Below are 17338 nucleotides of genomic sequence, written 5' to 3' on the forward strand. Positions count from 1 at the left end.
GGCAATCTCCCCAGCCGGCGACAAATTTGGGAAAACTATGAGCGAAACCGGGTTAACAAGCAGTGACTTTACCGAAGCGGCGGAGCCGTTCCGGCTTTTTGCGGCGTGGCTCGACGACGCGACGAAGAGCGAGATCAACGACCCCAACAGCGTGGCGCTGGCGACGGTCGATGCCGAGGGCATGCCGAACGTGCGCATGGTGCTGCTCAAGGGGTTCGATGAGGGCGGCTTCGTCTTCTACACGAATTTCGAGAGCGCCAAGGGTCGTGAGATTCTTGGCAGCATGAAAGCAGCGATGTGCTTCCACTGGAAATCTCTGCGCCGGCAGGTGCGGGCGCGCGGCCCGGTGGAGATCGTCACAGACGCCGAAGCCGATGCCTATTACGCGACCCGCCCGCGCGGCAGCCGCATCGGCGCCTGGGCCTCCAAACAGTCGCGGCCGCTGGAAAGCCGCTTCGCGCTGGAAAAGGCTGTTGCCGAATATACGGCGCGCCACGCGATCGGCGACATTCCGCGGCCAAAACACTGGTCGGGCTTCCGCATCGTGCCGCAGACCATCGAGTTCTGGCACGACCGTCCGTTCCGACTGCACGACCGTGTCGTCTTTTCGCGCAACGCCGAGGGCGGCTGGGACAAGGTGAGGCTTTATCCGTAGGTATATCATCCCTTATCGCGTCGACGGCGAGATTGTCGAAATCCTCACCGTCATGTACGCCGCCCAGCGGTGGCCCCGGGCCTTGTAAGTCGCTTGGCACCCAGGTCAGGCCATACCGCCTGCGCCGACCCCGCCAGAACTCCCGGGCACAGAGACCTTGTGCTTCCCACTATCACGATCTCGTGTGCGTGAAACGTTCCAGCTTGCCGCAACGAACCAGGAAAGGGCTCAACGCGCCGCTGGCGCAAATTCAGGAGGACGCAATGCATTCACTCAAGTTGGTCACGATAGCCGGTCTTGCCGGCCTTTTCGCTTCGCAAGCCTTTGCGGAGGACGCGATGGGAACAATGACGGTGATGAAGGGTGGGGAGGTCATGGCGATCATGCCCGATGGGCATATGGGCACCATGATGCCCGACGCGAAGATGAGCGCCGAAATGATGAAAATGGCGAAACCGATCAAGCATTGCATGATGTTGATGACCGACGCCAAAGGCAAGACATTCATGATCGACACGTCTTCGGCAAAGGCCCAGGCCGAATGTAAAAAAATGGCGATGTGACAAAGAGATCATGGCAAGAAACCCGCCGGTTGCTGCCGGCGGGTCCACGATGCGAGGCAAGGCCAGAGGGTCTAGGCCTTCTTCCTGGTCATGAAGGCCGTCAAGGCTGCGCGGGCCTCGTCGGATTTGAGCCGCTCGCGGAAATGCTGGCTTTCCTGGCCGATGCGCTCGACAAGGGCGTCGCGCGAGCCGCGCATCAGGTCGCGCGCGATCTTCAGCGCTTGCGGCGGCTTGGCGGCGATCTGGCCCGCCGCCGCTAATACCGATGCCTCGAGTTCTTCCTCCCCGACCACCTCGTAGATCAGCCCGGCGGCCTTCGCCCGCTCAGCCGAAAAGCCCTCGCCGAGGCCAAGCAGCGCGAAGGCGCCTTGGCGGCCGAGGATTTGCGGTGCGAGCAGGCTCGATCCTGCCTCCGGCACAAGGCCGAGATCGACGAAGGGCGTCCGGAACATTGTGCGCGGCGTGGCGAAGGTCAGGTCGCAATGCAGGTTGAGCGTGGTGCCGATACCGACCGCAATGCCGTCGACGCCGGAAACCATCGGCTTTTCCACCTTGGCCAGCGCCATCAGGAAATCCCAGACCTCGGTACCGCCTTCACCGCCCGAGGCGACAATCATGAAATCGGCAAGGTCGTTGCCGGACGAGAAGGCACCGGGCACGCCGAGAAAGACATGGACGCGGATCGCCGGATCGGCGTCGCCGCCGGCAAGAGCCGCCGACATCGTCGCGTACATGGCGCGGGTCAGGGCGTTCTTCTTGTCCGGACGGTTGATGCGGATGATCTGGATGGCGCCCTGGCGTTCGACGAGGATGTGGTCTGTCACGGATTGGTCCTTTGTGAATTTCGGGCCTTTGTGAATTTCGGCACGTGCGAACGTCAGGCTGAAATCAGCGCCTTGCCGGCAACGGCAAGGCTGTCGGCGCCGCCGACGACGCGCTCCTTCAGCGCGCCCACCTCGCCAAGCAGGTTCTCGGCGAAGAAACGGCACAGCGCGATGCGGCTTTGGTCGGCAAGCGCGCCGCGTGCCAGATAGGTCCCACCAGCGGCAAGCGAGATCAGCCTGAGATAGGGTGTGGCGCCGGCCAGCGCATCGTCCGAACGGCCTTCGGCTTGCAGGTCTTGCAGGAAACGGCTCGCCTGTGACAGGTCGTCGAGCGCCTGGTCGAGGTGATCGGCGGTGCGGCCGAAGCCCTCAAGGTTCGACGCTCGCACCGCATCGGCGACGGCCTTGAGTTCGGCGATATAGCCATGCACATGCCGGCCGCCGCCGAGCGGCAGCTTGCGCGTCACCAGATCGATCGCCTGGATGCCATTGGTGCCTTCGTAAATGGGCGCGATGCGCGCGTCGCGATAAAGTGCTGCGGCCCCTGTCTCCTCGATGAATCCCATGCCGCCATGCACCTGCAGCCCAAGCGAGGCGACTTCGACGCCGACATCGGTGGAAAACGCCTTGGCCAGCGGCGTCAAAAGATTGGCGCGCTCCTGCCAGTGCTTTGCATCCTCGCTCCGCGACGCCAGATCGATGGCGTGGGCGCAGGAATAGCAGATGGCGCGGGCAATCTGGGTCAGCGCCTTCATGGTCAAAAGACTGCGTTGGATGTCGGGGTGATGCACGATCGGCGCCATGCCGGCACCGCGATAGCTTGCCGCCTTGCCTTGCCGGCGGTCGTTTGCGTAGGCGAGCGCCTTCTGCGTCGCCGCCTCAGCGACCGCGACGCCCTGTATGCCGACGGCAAGGCGCGCATTGTTCATCATGGTGAACATGCAGGCGAGGCCCTTGTTCTCCTCGCCGACCAGCCAGCCGATCGCGCCAGGCGTGCTGCCTTCGAAGCCATCGCCATAGATCATGGTGCAGGTCGGCGAAGCGTGGATGCCCAATTTGTGCTCCAGCCCGGAGCAGAAGACGTCGTTGCGTGCGCCCAGCGCGCCATCGTCGCCGACGAGGAATTTCGGCACCAGGAACAGCGACAGGCCGCGCGTGCCGGCCGGCGCGTCCGGCAGCCGCGCCAGCACCAGATGGATGATGTTGTCGGTGAAATCGTGCTCGCCATAGGTGATGAATATCTTTTGCCCGAAGATGCGGTAGGTGCCGTAGCCGGCCGGGTCGGCGCGCGTTCGCAAGGCATTCAGGTCCGAGCCTGCCTGCGGCTCGGTCAGGTTCATGGTGCCCATCCATTCGCCGGAGACCAGTTTTTCCAGATATCTGGCCTTGAGTGCCTGCGAGCCATGCTTGTCGAGTGCTTCGACCGCGGCCATCGTCAGCGTCGGGGCGATGCCGAACGCCATCGAGGCGGAGTTCCACATTTCGAGCGCGGCGACGCCGAGCATGGCCGGCAACGCCTGGCCGCCATACGCTTCCGGCGCGGACAGCGCATTCCAGCCGCCGCCGATCCAGCGGCGATAAAGTTCCTTCCAGCCGGGCGGGGTAGTGACTGCAGCGCCGTTGAGCACCGCGCCGTGCTGGTCGCCGACTGTGTAGAGCGGCGCCACCTCCTCGCTGGCGAAGCGGCCGGCCTCGGCCAGAATGGCGTCGACGAGGTCCTCGCCGAGTTCGCCAAAGGCGCCGGCATCGAGCGCCGGCTTCAAGCCGGCGACATGCTTCAGGATGAAGGCGATTTCCTCGACCGGTGCCCGATACATGGCGCTCGCTCCTCCTCAGTCCAGCGGGTCAACTTAAGACCCGTGCCGATGCAAAACCATCTGCTTTTGGAATTCCCTGCCCATCTTCTTTTTACGTAAACGTCAACCTTTGTCACGGGGATTTTGCAGTTGCTGCCTCGCCTGTAAAATTACGCAAAGTCGGACCACGAACTTGATCTGTACGGCTAATTCCCGTACAAGCTCAGCATCAAGGATGACGATAATGCCAAACCAACAGACCCGTACCGCTCGTCTCGAAGCTCGTATTTCGCCGGACATGCTGGACGTGGTGAAACGCGCCGCCGAAATCCAGGGCCGTAGCGTCAGCGACTTCGTGGTCGCTGCCGCTCAGGAGGCGGCTCAGCGCACCATCGAGAACACCACCATCATGCGTATTTCCGTCGAGGATCAGCGCGCCATGATGGAGGCGATTCTCAATCCGCCCGAGCCCAATGAAGCACTGCGCAAAGCTGCCGACGCCCACAAACGGCTGGTCGTCGAAACCCGGTGACTTTCGCCGTCATCATCGAACCGCTCGGCGGATCGCATGATCGCAAGGCTTTCAGCTGCGGGGTACCGGCGCTCGACCGCTACATCCGGGAGCAAGCCAGCCAAGATGTCAAACGCCGAGTCGGCAATTGCTTCGTTGCCGTGGATCGCGATGGCGGCGCGATCGCCGGATATTACAGTTTGGCGGCGTCGAGCATACCAATCGCGTCCTTGCCTGACGAACAGACAAGACATCTACCACGCTACCCGGTCCTGCCTGCGATATTGGTCGGCAGGCTGGCCGTCGATGCCCGATACCAGGGGCGGCGGATCGGGTCGGCGCTGATCGTGGATGCGCTACGACGCAGCGTTGGCGCTGCCCCGGCAGCCTTCGCGTTGATTGTCGATGCAAAGGATGACCAGGCGGTCGCGTTTTATCGCAAACATGGCTTCACCTCATTTCAGAGCCGCCCGCTATCACTGTTCCTGCCCATAGCAACAGCGTTGAAACTATTTGGCTGACAATCGCAACCTTCGCTTTCCTCTAGAGGAGCACCAAGGGTCGCTTCGCCTGCGCTCCAACTCGCCCCCTCGGCAGCCGAAGCATTTCCTTAACCATGGCGGCTCAGGATTGGACTTTGGCCAGCAAGGACCTGCTGTTTGAAAACGCCGGCGCACCCTCTTATCCGCTCAGCGCTTCTCCTTGTCGCCGCGATGACCCTGGTGCTGACGCCGGCAAAGGCCTCGGATTTCTCCGAACCTTGGAAGGATGCCGACCGGGCGCTGGTCGTCGACGCCTACGAATACAATTCCATCGACTGGACCCGGCTAGCTGCCGACAAGCGTCTTGTCGGCTTTATCAACAAGGCATCTGACGGAATGCCGCCACCCTATTTCTGTTTCGGCGACGAGATCGAGATGCGGCTGTGCAAGACGCTTTGGAAGCGCCATGCAATGGCACAGGAACTGTTCCAGACGCGCAAGGTGGTGGCCAAGGCGCTGGGCCTGAAATGGGGTGCCTATCATCTCGCCCGCCCCGGCAACCCCGTGGGACAGGCCAATAATTTCATCAATTTCGTGAAACCCGGGCCGGATGACCTGCTTGCCCTCGACATCGAGGACGATGATCCCACCCAATGGATGTCGCTCGAGGATGCCGAGGAATTCGTGCGCCATGTGCATCGTCGGGTCGGCCGCTTTCCGGTGCTCTACACCAACGGCACGACAGCCCGGCATATCGCCGGCAACAAGTATAAATACCCGCTCCTGTCCCGGCTGCCGCTGTGGTATGCGCGCTACAAGCCAGACATCGATGTGCATTTTCCGATGGGCAACTGGCAGGGCTATGCGCTCTGGCAGTTTTCGGCGCGAGCCAATTGCGGCCGGTTCCGCTGTCCTTACCGGGTCGCGGGCACACCCAACGATATCGACGTCAGCGTCGCGCCGATGAACGCGACGGAATTGCGCGCGCAGTGGCCGTTCGGCGGCCTGATCGACGTGCAGCCGGATTACCTCGCCTCGATACCGGTGCCGCTCTCACGCGAGGCCGGGCTCGCCGGCACTGCCATGACCTACGCCACCGTGGCAGCACCCGCGAGCCTCGAGCAACTGGTCGCGGTATTTAGGACGCGCTTGGCCAGGTTCAGCAGCGGCTTTCAAATGCCTGCGGCGAAGGCGGCGCCGAGCCTTCCGCGCGGGATTGCCGAATATGTTGCCTGGACGCGAAACGAAGAGCGCCTGGCATCGATGTCTGGAATTGCCCCCACCGCCGATGCGGTCAGCAGCGTCTCGACCGGATTCGACCGCGGCCTGCGCTGAGGTCGAGGGCCGCCTGAAGCGTCAGTTCGCCTGCTCGCGCGCCACGGCCAGCCAGCCAATGTCGCGGCGGCAAAAGCCTTGCGGCCAGTCGATCCGGTCGAGCGCTGCGTAAGCCTTCTTCTGCGCCTCGCCGACGGTGCGGCCGGTCGCCGTGACGTTGAGCACGCGACCGCCATTGGCGACGAGTGCGCCGCCGTTTATGGCGGTGCCGGCATGAAATATCTCGACGCCCTCGCCCGCCGCCGCCTCGACGCCGCGGATGACCGAGCCCTTTTCCGGCGTGCCGGGATAGCCCCTGGCTGCCATCACCACGGTGAGCGCCGCCTCGTCGTGCCAGCGCACCGAAGTATGCGCCAACTGGCCGTCGGCGGCGGCGTTGAGCAGGACGAGCAGATCGTCCTTCAGCCGCATCATCAGCACCTGGCATTCCGGATCACCGAAACGGGTGTTGTATTCGATCAGCTTCGGCCCCTTGTCAGTGATCATCAGCCCGGCGAACAGCACGCCGGAAAACGGCGCGCCTGTTTCAGCCATGCCGCGCATGGTCGGCTCGACGATCTCGTGCATGGTGCGGTCGATCATCTCCGGCGTCATCACCGGGGCCGGCGAATAGGCGCCCATGCCGCCGGTGTTCGGGCCAGTGTCGCCGTCACTGAGGCGCTTATGGTCCTGCGCGGTGCCGAAGGGCAGCGCGGTGGTGCCGTCGCACAGGCAGAAGAAACTTGCTTCTTCACCGACGAGAAACTCCTCGACCACCACTTCCGCCCCGGCCTGGCCGAAGGAGCCGTCGAAACAGGCCTCTAGCGCCGCCCGCGCCTCGTCAAGCGTCATGGCGACGGTGACGCCCTTGCCGGCAGCGAGGCCGTCGGCCTTGATGACGATCGGCGCACCCGTCTTCTCGACATAGGCCCTGGCCGAAGCCAGATCGCCGAAGCGACCATAGGCGGCGGTCGGGATGCCGTATCTGGCGCAAAGGTCCTTGGTAAAGCCCTTCGAGCCTTCCAGCCGCGCCGCTGCCTTTGACGGGCCGAAGACGCGGATGCCCTGGGCGCGCAGGTCGTCGGCAATGCCGGCGACCAGCGGCCCTTCCGGCCCGACCACGACGAGGTCTATTTCATTCTCGCGGCAAAACCGGACCACCGCTGCGTGATCCGCAATATCGAGCCTCACCAGTTCGGCTTCGCGGCCGATGCCCGGATTGCCGGGAGCCGCGTAGAGTTTGGTCAGCAGCGGCGACGCCGCGATCTTCCAGGCCAGCGCGTGTTCTCGTCCGCCGGAGCCGATCAACAAAACACGCATGCCCAGATTCCTCGTCATTCCAAGACCAGGACTGCGCTATTGCGCCGCGCGCGACGGGTCAAGACATTTGGCTGGCGAAGCGCCGATTGCGCGTGGCGAGCGGTCCGAGCCTGCTTGACGCTTGACGGCATTCGCCGCTGCTGCCACTCCAGCAAAATGGAAACCGTCCAGTCGAAAGCGGCGCAGGGCCGCGTCGCCGATGCGCCGAGCGGCCACTGGGTCTATCGCGCGCTGCCGCGGCGATTGTGGCCTTATGCGCAGCTTGCCCGGTGGGACCGGCCGATCGGCTGGCAATTGCTGCTGTGGCCATGCTGGTGGTCGGCTGCCCTTGCGGCGAGCGCCTATCCGCGTCCGGCGGATCCGCTGCTCTCGCTGCTGCCGTCGCCGTGGTATCTGCTGCTGTTTTTTCTCGGCGCGTTCGCCATGCGTGGCGCCGGCTGCACCTACAATGATTTGGTCGACGAGGACATCGACAACCAGGTGGAACGCACGCGCTCGCGGCCGCTGCCGGCCGGCAAGGTCACGCGCCGGCAGGCCTGGATGTTTGTTGTCGTGCAGGCACTGGTCGGCCTCGCCGTGCTTTTGCAGTTCAACAGCTTCGCCATCTCGCTCGGCATCGGCTCGCTGGTCATCGTCGCCGTCTACCCATTCATGAAGCGGTACACCAATTGGCCGCAACTCGTTCTTGGCCTTGCCTTTTCCTGGGGAGCTCTGATGGGATGGGCGGTCGAGTTCGGCGATCTCGATGGACCGGCAATCATGCTCTATATCGGCTCGATCCTGTGGGTGATCGGCTACGACACGATCTATGCGCATCAGGACAAGGAAGACGACGCCATCGTCGGCGTGCGCTCGACGGCGCGCCTGTTCGGCGACAATACCAAGGCCTGGCTGGCCGGGCTTTATGGCGGAGCGCTGGTCTGCTTCGCCATCGCCGTTGCTTCGGCGCAGGCACCGGTTCCTGCACTGGCCGGGCTGATCGCCGCCGGCGCGCATATGGCACGGCAGATCGGGGTGCTCGACATCGACGATCCGGACCAGTGCCTAAGGCTGTTCAGATCGAACAACCAGGTCGGCTGGCTGATCTTCCTCGGCCTGATCGGCGGCGCGGCTTGGGTGGCGCTGAAGCCGCTGGTTTAGCGGAAGTCATTGTGGGGGCAGTCAGTAGAAGCCGCCTTTTTTCGATGCTTCGCGCTGCCCCTCATCGCCCTGCCGGGCACTTCTCCCCGTATAGTGACGGGGAGAAGGGGCCTTCACAAAGGATTTCGCCAATTTCCACGTTGCAGAAAGGGCGCCGAAATTGCGGCCAGTGTCCCTTCTCCCCGTCACTTACGGGGAGAAGGTGGCGGCAGCCGGATGAGGGGCAGCGCCAACCTTGCAAGCAGATTTCAACCTACTCCCGCGAAATGAGCTCCTCGCCGCCGATGACCAGCCTGAGGCCGAGGTCGCCGGCGCGGCGGCGGGCGAGGAAGCGCGGGCGGCGCATGGTCGAGACGCGGCCCTTGCGGCGGTCCTGCGCCGGCAGCGCCTTGATGGCGGCGCCGAGCGATTCTTCCAGCGTGCGGGCAATGCCGTCGGCCTCGATCAGCAGCATCGGCAGGCGGTAGGCGTCGGCCCAGGCGCGCCAGTCGGCGGCGACGTCGTCGAGATCGTCGGCGACCAGCAGCGGCACCGACAGCATCGGGTCGTTGTGCAGAAGCTCGAGCGTCACTGTGACATTGCCATCAGGATCCTCCATTGCGCGGGCGGCGACGCCGCGAAACGCGTTGGCGGGCAGAGCGATGATCGCCGGCACGCCGCTCATCTCCAGCGTGCGGCGGATAACCGCGCCGCGCTGGTCGATGGTGAAGGTGACGTCGCCATAGTCGTCGCGCGTGGCGTAGCTCACCACCTGCGGCAGGCGGAATGGGTCGAGACGCATATTGCGCCCGGCCCAGACTGGCTTCAGTCCAGTGTTCATATCGTGCCTTTCCTGTTTCTCCTGAGAGCCGGTGTTTCCGGTTCTCCGGGCCGGTTTTCCCAGCCTCGTTGTGGAGAAACATTAGCGCGAGCTTCTTATCCTCGCGCTTAAGAAAGTCGGTTAAATTTTGCTGATCCGGGGCGGATGGTTATCGGAATGCGAACCGGCGCAGGCCGGCGAAAGGATCAGATAACCTTACCGGGATTCATGATGCCGGCCGGGTCGAAGGCGGCCTTCACCCTGCGCATCAGCTCGATCGCCGTCGGCGGCGCCGTCGCGATCAATTCGTCTCGCTTCAACTGGCCGATGCCGTGCTCGGCGGAGATCGAGCCATGAAACGAGCGCACGACGTCGTGCACGGCCTTGTTCATGACGTGGTAAAGGCCGAGAAACACCTCGTCGTCGCCGTCGACCGGCCGGGAGATGTTGTAGTGCAGATTGCCGTCGCCCATGTGGCCGAAGCAGACGACGCGTGCGCCGGGACTGACCGATTGCACGGCGCCGGCGGCCTTTTCGATGAATGGCGGGATCGACGCCACCGGCACCGAGATGTCGTGCTTGATCGAGGCACCTTCGGGTTTCTGCGCCTCGGGCAGCACTTCGCGGAAATTCCAGAACGCATCGCCCTGGGCGATGCTTGACGCGATCACCGCATCGCTGACGATCCCTTGCTCGAGGCCTGCCTCCAGCACCTCCTCGATCAGCGCCCGTGCATCGTCGGCCGAGCGGCCCGACGAGATCTGCATCAGCACATACCACGGCCAATCGCCGGCCAGCGGCCGCACTACGCCTTGTGCGTGGCGTAGCGTGAAGTCGTAGGGCCTCTGGCCGATCAGCTCGAAGGCGGTGAGCGCTGCCCCCGCACGGTCCATCGCGAGGCTGAACAGCGACAGTGCGGCCTCCGACGATGACAGGCCGGCAAACGCCACCTCGCGCCCCTTGGGCTTGGGGAACAGCTTGAGCACGGCGGCGGTGATGATGCCGAGCGTGCCTTCCGCGCCGACGAACAGGTCCTTCAAATCGTAGCCGGTATTGTCCTTTTTCAGCTTGCGCAAATCGTCGAACACTTCGCCGGTCGGCAGCACCACTTCGACGCCGAGGCAGAGCTCGCGCGCATTGCCGTAGGCAAGCACGCCGGTGCCGCCCGCGTTGGAGGATAGATTGCCGCCGATCTGGCAGGAGCCCTGCGCGGCAAGCGACAGCGGAAACAGCCGGTCGGCGGCATCGGCCGCTTCCTGCAGCGTCTGCAGGATCACGCCGCTTTCGACCGTCACCGTGTTGGACAGTGTATCGATCTCGCGGATGCGGTTCAGCCGCGACAGCGACAGCACGATCTCGCGGCCGGATGCGTCCGGCACCTGGGCGCCGACCAGCCCGGTGTTGCCGCTTTGCGGCACAATCGGCGTGCCCGTTTCGCTCGCCAGCCGCATGATGCGGCTGACCTCCTCGACGGTCCCCGGCCTCAGCACCAGCGCCGTCCTGCCGTGCCAAAGTCCGCGCCGCTCGGCGAGGTAAGGCGCGATGTCCTGCTGGTCGCGCAGCGCATATTTGTCGCCGACGATTGTGGCAAAGCGCGCGACGACGGCGGGGTCGAGATCGGGGGAAATGTCGTTCATGGGTGGAAACTATGGTGCTAGGTCGATCTTGTCACGCGGGGCGGCGGCGCGCGAAAGCCTGTCGTTGATCGCCTCGCCCAGCCCTTCGAACGGGATCGGCTCGACGGCGATGGTTTTGGTGCCGCTGCGATCGAGATCCTGCAGATGAGCGAAGAGATTGCTTGCCGCCTCGCGCAGGTCGCCGGTCTCCGACAAATTGCGCAGTGCGGCTGCATCGCGCCAGCCTTCGGCACGGCGGCCACCGAAGGCCAGCAAGGCTTCGCCTGGGGCAACTTTGCTCGCATCGAGCCGCACCGCCGCACCTGGCGCATAGTGCGAGGCGAGCATGCCGGGCGCCTCGATGCTCGAAGCGCCGCGCAGCAACTTCACCCCGGCGACCGCTTCGATCTCTTCGGCAGCAATGCCGCCCGGCCGCAGCAGCCGCAGCTTTCCAGCTTCGACCTTGAGGATGGTCGATTCCAGCCCGACCGGCGTCGCGCCGCCATCGACCACAAGCTTGATCCTGGGGCCGAGGTCGGCGGCCACGGCTTCGGCCGTCGTGGCGCTGATCCTGCCCGAGGAATTGGCGCTGGGCGCCGCAAGCGCGCGGCCGAACCTGGCGATCAGCTCGCCGCCAAAGCCTTTCGGCATGCGCAGCGCGATGGTGTCCAGGCCGGCGGTGACCAGCGGATGAATGCCGTTGCCGGGCCGTTGCGGCAGCACCAAGGTCAGCGGCCCGGGCCAGAATACCTGCGCCAATTTTTTCGATAGCGGATCAAACAGCGCGATGCGCTCGGCCATCGCCGGATCGGCTATATGGGCGATCAGCGGGTTGAAGCGAGGTCGGCCCTTGGCTTCGAAGATACGAGCCACGGCAACGCCATTGGTCGCGTCGCCGGCCAGCCCATAGACGGTCTCGGTCGGGATGGCGACGACATCGCCGCTCTCGAGCAGCGCCAACGCCCTTTCCATCGCCTCGCCGACGGCACGAATTTCAGCCACTGTCGTCACCTCACGGATGCGGCTGCCTAATACGGTGACGCCGGGCGAGCAAGCCCGGCGTTGGCGAATCGCAAATCGTTAAAATGCTATGTTTCCCCGCAAGCCGGCATCAATTGCCCTCGGCTAGGGTGCCGTCTTGTTGGGCAAGGGGAATTGTCATGCTTTCGATGCGTATCCTTGGAGCGCTTGGTCTGGTGGTTATAGCCAGCACGGCACAGGCCTCGTCGCTGGTTTTTCTCGGGCAGACGACGGCGACGCCGTCGGTGGCAAGTGCCAACGCGCTCGAGCGGGCGAAAACACCGTCGATCGTCGCGCTCGGCGAGAAGCTGCCTAACGTCAATGAAAACGTCACCGATGAAAAGGTCGCGGCGATCCCAAGCCAGCCGAGCCATGGCTTCGCCGGAAAGCCGATGATCATTCGCGGCGGTATCGTCGGCGATGCCTTTGCAACGCCCGCGCCCAAAGCCGCGCCGGCCACCACTGCCGCGCCCGCCGCGGACAATAAGGCCGATCCAAAGGTCGCCAGCAAAACCCCTGAACCAGCGGCGTCGGAGCCTGCACCGCTAGCAGCTCCCGACCAGCCTAAATAGTGCCTGAAGTAGCGCCGGAATCCAGGGCCGCGCGAGAGCGCCGCCCTGGTTCACTGACTGAAGCGGCGTGAGGTCTCAGGCTGCTTCTTCTTCGTCCGTATCGTCGGCGTCGTCCGATTCGTCGTCGTCAGCGTCTTTTTCGCCGGCGGCGCTTTCGGCCTTCACGCTGTCCTCGTCGTCTTCCTCTTCCTCTTCATCGTCGTCGTCGTCGGAGAGGGTAGCCGACTTATCGTCTTCAGTAGCTTCCTTGTCGGTGTCTTCATCGTCGCCGTCCTCGTCATCCGACAGATCGGCAGCCTCGATCGCGGCGGCAGCGGCCTCGTCGAGCGTCGTTTCGGAGGTGGGTTCAGGCGTCTCGGTCGCTTCTGTCACTTCGATGTCGTGAGCGGAATTCATGGAAGCCTCCGTGGGTTGGGAACACGTCCCTTTTGCCACGCACAGATCATCGGCATATGACTGTAAGCCGGCTCGAATGGCCGGTAAGCGATGATTTTTTCGCGGATGTCAGCCGCCTATTTTCGAGAAATCGGCGACCCGGTCGGTCGCTGCGCGGATGCGGGCGAGCAATGCCAGGCGATTGGCGCGGACGGCCTGGTCCTCATCGTTTACCAGGACTTTCTCAAAGAATGAATCAACCGGCTCGCGCAACACGCTAAGCGCCAGCATGGCGGCGGAAAAGTCTTCGTTTTGAATTGCTTCGCCGGCTTGCCTCTCGGCCTGATTCACCGCGGCGAACAGCTTCTTTTCCGCATCTTCGCGGAAAAGCGCCGGCTCGACACGGTCGGCGATCAGCGTGTTCTTCTTCTCCTCGGCGGCGAGAATGTTGGCCGCACGCTTGGTGCCGGCAAGCAGGTTCTTGCCGTCCTCGGTATCGAGGAATGAGCCGAGCGCTTCGACGCGGCGGACGATTTGCAGCAGGTCGTCGTTTTGTGATTGGTCAATCTCCCCCCTTGTGGGGGAGATGCCCGGCAGGGCAGAGGGGGGCGCCTCGCGCCGAGAGGCCGGCGGGACAGCGCCCCCCTCTGTCGGCTGCGCCGACATCTCCCCCACGAGGGGGGAGATTGGGCGCGAACCTGCCGCCAGCACCGCGTCAATCAGATCATGCCGCGCACCCTGGTCGCGGAGATAGACTTTGAGGCGATCATGGAAGAAGGACAGGAGGTCGCGATCTGCGTCGCGGCTAGGCTTCTCATTTTCGAATGCACCGGTTTCAAATAGCTGTTGGCACAGCGATCGCGAGAATGTTGAAAAGGGGAAAGGTACTAATATCCCCGCTATTTGCACTGTAATTCCCGTTTCAGAGTTCATAACGCGCGGCCAAATTTCGCCTTTGTGCTCAAGCCATTCACGAAGTTCGCTAGGGGACAAATCGAGTCGCGCAATTTCGCGTGCAAGCATTGTCTCGTGTTCGGCGTAGCTTTGTGCCGCAGTGTCGATCAGATCGAAAAGGCGGAGAGTTAACCCATTCTCCAACACCAGTCGCACGATACCCAGTGCCGCTCTCCTCAGCGCATAGGGGTCCTTCGATCCCGTCGGCTTTTCATCAATCGCCCAGAATCCAACCAGCGTGTCGAGCTTGTCGGCGAGCGCTACTGCGATCGAAACCGGATCGGTGGGAACACGATCCGACGGGCCTTGCGGCTTGTAGTGTTCCTCGATCGCCGCGGCGACCGAAGGATGCTCGCCCTGCAGCAGCGCGTATTTGCGGCCCATGGCGCCTTGCAGTTCCGGGAATTCGCCAACCACTTCGGTGGTGAGGTCGGCCTTGGCGAGGACGGCAGCGCGGCGCGCGAGCGCGGTAATCTCTCCCCTTGTGGGGGAGATATCGCCGAAGGCGACAGAGGGGGTCGTCTCGCGTGGAGCGCCAACTTCCTCTTGCTTCGAAACGTCAGGTCGCGTCGCGCCAGCCGAGGCGACCCCCTCTGGCCTACCGGCCATCTCTCCCTCAAGGGGGGAGATCGACTGCGCCACGATTGGTGCCAGTTCTTCGGCCAAGCGCGCAATCCGCTCCACCCGCTCGCCTTGCGTACCGAGCTTGGCATGAAACGTCACATTGAGGTGGTCGAGGCGGGCCATGCGCTGGTCGAGCGGCTTTTTGAGATCAAGCCCGAACTTTTCCGCCGATGCCTGCAACTGGTCGAGATCCGGCAGGTCGCCCTGGTCGGTCTTCCAGAAATAGAGCGCGTCGGACAGGCGGGCGCGCACCACCTTGCCGTTGCCATGGGCGATCTCCTTGCCGCCATCCTTGGCCTCGATATTGGCGGTCAGGATGAAGCGGTTGGAAAGCTCTTCGCCAGCGCCGTGCGGCCGCGTCACAAAACACTTCTGGTTGGCGCGGATGGTGAGCCGGATCACCTCGGCCGGAATGGCCAGAAAATCCTGCTCGAATTCGCCCATCAGCACGACGGGCCATTCGACCAGGCCCGACACTTCCTCCAGCAGCCCCTCGTCCTCGACGAGGTCGAGCCCGCTGGCGAAGGCGAGGTTCCTGGCATCGGCAAGAATGATCTCCTTGCGCCTGTCGGCATCGAGCACGACCTTGGCTGCCTCCAGCTTGGCGACATAATCGTCAAAGCGGCGCACCGTGATGGCGCCCGGCGCATGAAAACGGTGGCCGTAGGTGACGTTGCCAGAGCGGATGCTGTCGATCTCGAAATCGACCACCACCGGCTCCTCGGTTTCCGGGCCGAAGGTGCACAGGATCGATTGCAGCGGCCGCACCCAGCGCAGCGACCCGGGCTTGGCCGACGCCGGCCCCCAGCGCATCGATTTCGGCCAGGGGAAGTTGCGGATGATGCCCGGCACCAGCTCGGCGATGATCTGCTCCGCCGGCCTGCCCGGCCTGGAAATATGGGCGACATAGAAGTCGCCCTTCTTCGGATCAGAATGAACATGCGCCTCGGCAATCGAGGCAAGGCCGGCCTTGCGCAGAAAACCTTGCACCGCCTGCTCGGGCGCCTTGGTCGAGGGGCCCTTAATCTCCTCGCTGATGTCCTTCGAGCGCGCGGTCAGGCCGCGGATGTCGAGCGTCAGCCGGCGCGGCGTCCAATATTCGCGCGCAGCCTCATAGGTCAGCCCGGCTTCGACCAGACCGTCGGTCAACAGCTTCTTCAGATCGCCGGCCGCCTTGCGCTGCATGCGCGCGGGGATTTCCTCGGAACGAAGTTCTAGAAGCAGGTCAGGCATTGAAAGAGCTCACGCGACAAAAAACAGCCGCCGCTTCGCGGCGTCCTCCCCATCGAGGCGGAGGTAAGCGGGGCATAGCAACTCGGTCGGCTGCTGTCACCCTTCCCGGCAAGATCGGGCCAGCACGATCAAGGCGTCCAACGGCGATTTCCGAAAAAATTCAGCCGCCTGTCGGACACGCGCCGGTCCGCCCGTCCTTGGATCAAAGATTTCATGAACCGAACGCGGCGCTGAAGCGACCAACGCTCAGGCAGAGAGCTATTGGCTGGACGACCATGAAAACGGCATCGACATTCCTGCAAATCCTTGCGCTCAGCGCCTGTTTTGCAGCGCAGGTGCATGGTGCCTTCTCGATGCCTGGTGTTCGGCAAGCGTTGCGGACAATGGCCGGTGCAAGCGGCCAAGGCACGTTGCCAATCAGCGTCCCTGCCGAAACCGCCTGGAGCTAAGCCGCCATTCCGCCCGCCTGCGTCAGCAGAAACGCCTCGCCGCAGGCCTTGGCCAGATTGCGCACCCGCAAGATGTAACTCTGGCGCTCTGTGACCGAAATCACGCCGCGGGCGTCGAGCAGGTTGAAGACATGGCTGGCCTTGATGCACTGGTCGTAGGCAGGGAATACCAGGCGGTGGTATCCCTCCCCCTTGAGGGGAAGGTGGCCAGACAAGGTCTGGCCGGGAGGGGTCGCCCGTGCAGTGCTCGACGCCTGACTTGCGGTGCCTTCTGAGGCGACCCCCTCTGCCCGCTTCGCGGGCGTCTCCCCCTCAAGGGGGGAGATGGGCGCGCCGGCTTGTAGCAGCGCCTTGCACTCGGCTTCGGCGTCTTCGAAATGGCGCAGCAACATCGCGGTGTTGGCAAATTCGAAATTGTGGCGCGAATATTCCTGCTCGGCCTGCAGGAAGACGTCGCCATAAGTCACCTTGTCGGCGCCTTCGCGGCCGTTGAAGTTGAGGTCGTAGACGTTGTCGACGCCCTGCACATACATGGCCAGCCGTTCCAGCCCGTAAGTGAGCTCACCCGCAACCGGTGCGCATTCAATGCCGCAGACCTGCTGGAAGTAGGTGAACTGCGAGACCTCCATGCCGTCGCACCAGCACTCCCAGCCCAGCCCCCAGGCGCCCAGCGTCGGGCTTTCCCAGTCGTCCTCGACGAAGCGGATGTCGTGCAGCAGCGGATCGATGCCGATCGCGGCCAGCGAGCCGAGGTAAAGCTCCTGCAGATTGGGCGGATTGGGCTTCAGGATCACCTGATATTGGTAATAGTGCTGCAGCCGGTTCGGGTTCTCGCCATAGCGGCCGTCCTTGGGGCGGCGCGAGGGCTGGACATAGGCCGCGTTCCAGCGTTTTGGGCCGAGCGCGCGCAACGTCGTTGCCGGATGGAATGTGCCGGCGCCGACTTCCATGTCATAAGGCTGGAGGACGACGCAGCCATAGTCCGCCCAGTAATTATGCAAGGTCAGGATCAGCCCCTGGAACGAGCGGCTGGGATGCATGTGGGCAGGGATATCAACGGTCACGGCGGCCTCCGGCGGGATGCGGCACCT

15 protein-coding genes and 2 pseudogenes are annotated in these 17338 nt (G+C 63.7%); 7 read left to right on the forward strand and 10 right to left on the reverse strand.

The genetic code is table 11. The features are described 5' to 3' along the window. Positions 1 to 37 precede the first annotated feature (37 nt). A complete protein-coding gene (gene pdxH, locus RQ479_RS14900) occupies positions 38 to 655 on the forward strand; it encodes a pyridoxamine 5'-phosphate oxidase (RefSeq protein ID WP_352463866.1) in 618 nt (205 codons plus the stop codon). Positions 656 to 993: 338 nt separating this feature from the next. Further along, complete coding sequence (locus RQ479_RS14905; RefSeq protein ID WP_352993843.1) at positions 994 to 1218, forward strand: hypothetical protein; 225 nt, start codon at positions 994 to 996, stop codon at positions 1216 to 1218. A gap of 71 nt (positions 1219 to 1289) precedes the next feature. On the opposite strand, the gene RQ479_RS14910 is transcribed toward RQ479_RS14905, so the two are convergent. Further along, positions 1290 to 2042: a crotonase/enoyl-CoA hydratase family protein gene (locus RQ479_RS14910; protein WP_376705653.1), complete on the reverse strand. Its 753-nt coding sequence runs from the start codon at positions 2040 to 2042 to the stop codon at positions 1290 to 1292. Positions 2043 to 2095: 53 nt separating this feature from the next. Continuing rightward, positions 2096 to 3859 (reverse strand): acyl-CoA dehydrogenase, encoded by a 1764-nt coding sequence (locus RQ479_RS14915; protein ID WP_376705654.1) that lies wholly within the window; start codon positions 3857 to 3859, stop codon positions 2096 to 2098. Between the two features lie 223 nt (positions 3860 to 4082). Between RQ479_RS14915 and RQ479_RS14920 the strand changes: the two genes are divergently transcribed. The 3 genes from RQ479_RS14920 (at position 4083) to RQ479_RS14930 (ending at position 6166) form a co-directional block, all read left to right on the forward strand. Further along, a complete protein-coding gene (locus RQ479_RS14920) occupies positions 4083 to 4370 on the forward strand; it encodes a DUF1778 domain-containing protein (RefSeq protein ID WP_352463862.1) in 288 nt (95 codons plus the stop codon). Further along, on the forward strand, positions 4367 to 4870 hold the full coding sequence (locus RQ479_RS14925; protein ID WP_376705655.1) for a GNAT family N-acetyltransferase: 504 nt from the start codon (positions 4367 to 4369) through the stop codon (positions 4868 to 4870). The genes RQ479_RS14920 and RQ479_RS14925 overlap by 4 nt, the downstream gene beginning before the upstream one ends. Before the next feature lie 138 nt (positions 4871 to 5008). Continuing rightward, entirely contained in the window at positions 5009 to 6166 is a 1158-nt protein-coding gene (locus tag RQ479_RS14930; RefSeq protein ID WP_376705656.1) for a glycoside hydrolase family 25 protein, read from the forward strand. A gap of 21 nt (positions 6167 to 6187) precedes the next feature. Here RQ479_RS14930 and purD read toward each other — a convergent pair whose 3' ends face one another. Continuing rightward, complete coding sequence (gene purD / locus RQ479_RS14935; protein ID WP_376705657.1) at positions 6188 to 7465, reverse strand: phosphoribosylamine--glycine ligase; 1278 nt, start codon at positions 7463 to 7465, stop codon at positions 6188 to 6190. 156 nt (positions 7466 to 7621) lie between these two features. Between purD and ubiA the strand changes: the two genes are divergently transcribed. Beyond that, positions 7622 to 8605 (forward strand): 4-hydroxybenzoate octaprenyltransferase, encoded by a 984-nt coding sequence (gene ubiA, locus RQ479_RS14940; RefSeq protein ID WP_376705658.1) that lies wholly within the window; start codon positions 7622 to 7624, stop codon positions 8603 to 8605. 253 nt (positions 8606 to 8858) lie between these two features. Here the strand turns inward: ubiA and RQ479_RS14945 are convergent, their stop codons facing one another. The 3 genes from RQ479_RS14945 to RQ479_RS14955 form a co-directional block, all read right to left on the reverse strand. After that, on the reverse strand, positions 8859 to 9425 hold the full coding sequence (locus RQ479_RS14945) for a DUF6101 family protein (RefSeq protein WP_023674094.1): 567 nt from the start codon (positions 9423 to 9425) through the stop codon (positions 8859 to 8861). Positions 9426 to 9610: 185 nt separating this feature from the next. Then, complete coding sequence (locus RQ479_RS14950; RefSeq protein ID WP_376705659.1) at positions 9611 to 11041, reverse strand: FAD-binding oxidoreductase; 1431 nt, start codon at positions 11039 to 11041, stop codon at positions 9611 to 9613. Positions 11042 to 11050: 9 nt separating this feature from the next. Further along, the gene (locus RQ479_RS14955; RefSeq protein WP_376705660.1) at positions 11051 to 12022 is read right to left on the reverse strand and encodes an L-threonylcarbamoyladenylate synthase; all 972 of its coding nucleotides are present in this window, start codon (positions 12020 to 12022) and stop codon (positions 11051 to 11053) included. A 158-nt stretch (positions 12023 to 12180) separates the two neighbouring features. Between RQ479_RS14955 and RQ479_RS14960 the strand changes: the two genes are divergently transcribed. Beyond that, entirely contained in the window at positions 12181 to 12612 is a 432-nt protein-coding gene (locus RQ479_RS14960; RefSeq protein WP_376705661.1) for a hypothetical protein, read from the forward strand. 75 nt (positions 12613 to 12687) lie between these two features. Here RQ479_RS14960 and RQ479_RS14965 read toward each other — a convergent pair whose 3' ends face one another. From RQ479_RS14965 to RQ479_RS14980, 4 genes and pseudogenes are all read right to left on the reverse strand, one after another. Beyond that, positions 12688 to 12984 carry an ATPase gene (locus RQ479_RS14965; protein ID WP_376705662.1) on the reverse strand — a complete coding sequence of 99 codons (297 nt, stop codon included), beginning with the start codon at positions 12982 to 12984 and terminating at the stop codon, positions 12688 to 12690. Positions 12985 to 13116: 132 nt separating this feature from the next. Next, positions 13117 to 15798, reverse strand: a complete 2682-nt coding sequence (glyS, locus tag RQ479_RS14970; protein WP_376705663.1) for a glycine--tRNA ligase subunit beta — start codon at positions 15796 to 15798, stop codon at positions 13117 to 13119. A 445-nt stretch (positions 15799 to 16243) separates the two neighbouring features. Beyond that, a pseudogene (locus RQ479_RS14975) lies at positions 16244 to 16426 on the reverse strand (glycine--tRNA ligase subunit alpha); the annotation flags it as partial. A gap of 147 nt (positions 16427 to 16573) precedes the next feature. Next, a pseudogene (locus RQ479_RS14980) lies at positions 16574 to 17287 on the reverse strand (glycine--tRNA ligase subunit alpha); the annotation flags it as partial. Positions 17288 to 17338 lie beyond the last annotated feature (51 nt).

The organism is Mesorhizobium sp. ISC25, from assembly GCF_042295465.1.
Classification (GTDB): Bacteria; Pseudomonadota; Alphaproteobacteria; order Rhizobiales; family Rhizobiaceae; genus Mesorhizobium.

Coding starts and splice junctions, on each gene's coding strand:
- pdxH (WP_352463866.1), top strand. CDS start 38: ATGAGCGAAACCGGGTTAACAAGCAGTGACTTTACCGAAGCGGCGGAG.
- RQ479_RS14905 (WP_352993843.1), top strand. CDS start 994: ATGGGAACAATGACGGTGATGAAGGGTGGGGAGGTCATGGCGATCATG.
- RQ479_RS14915 (WP_376705654.1), bottom strand. CDS start 3,859: ATGTATCGGGCACCGGTCGAGGAAATCGCCTTCATCCTGAAGCATGTC.
- RQ479_RS14920 (WP_352463862.1), top strand. CDS start 4,083: ATGCCAAACCAACAGACCCGTACCGCTCGTCTCGAAGCTCGTATTTCG.
- purD (WP_376705657.1), bottom strand. CDS start 7,465: ATGCGTGTTTTGTTGATCGGCTCCGGCGGACGAGAACACGCGCTGGCC.
- ubiA (WP_376705658.1), top strand. CDS start 7,622: ATGGAAACCGTCCAGTCGAAAGCGGCGCAGGGCCGCGTCGCCGATGCG.
- RQ479_RS14945 (WP_023674094.1), bottom strand. CDS start 9,425: ATGAACACTGGACTGAAGCCAGTCTGGGCCGGGCGCAATATGCGTCTC.
- RQ479_RS14950 (WP_376705659.1), bottom strand. CDS start 11,041: ATGAACGACATTTCCCCCGATCTCGACCCCGCCGTCGTCGCGCGCTTT.
- RQ479_RS14960 (WP_376705661.1), top strand. CDS start 12,181: ATGCTTTCGATGCGTATCCTTGGAGCGCTTGGTCTGGTGGTTATAGCC.
- glyS (WP_376705663.1), bottom strand. CDS start 15,798: ATGCCTGACCTGCTTCTAGAACTTCGTTCCGAGGAAATCCCCGCGCGC.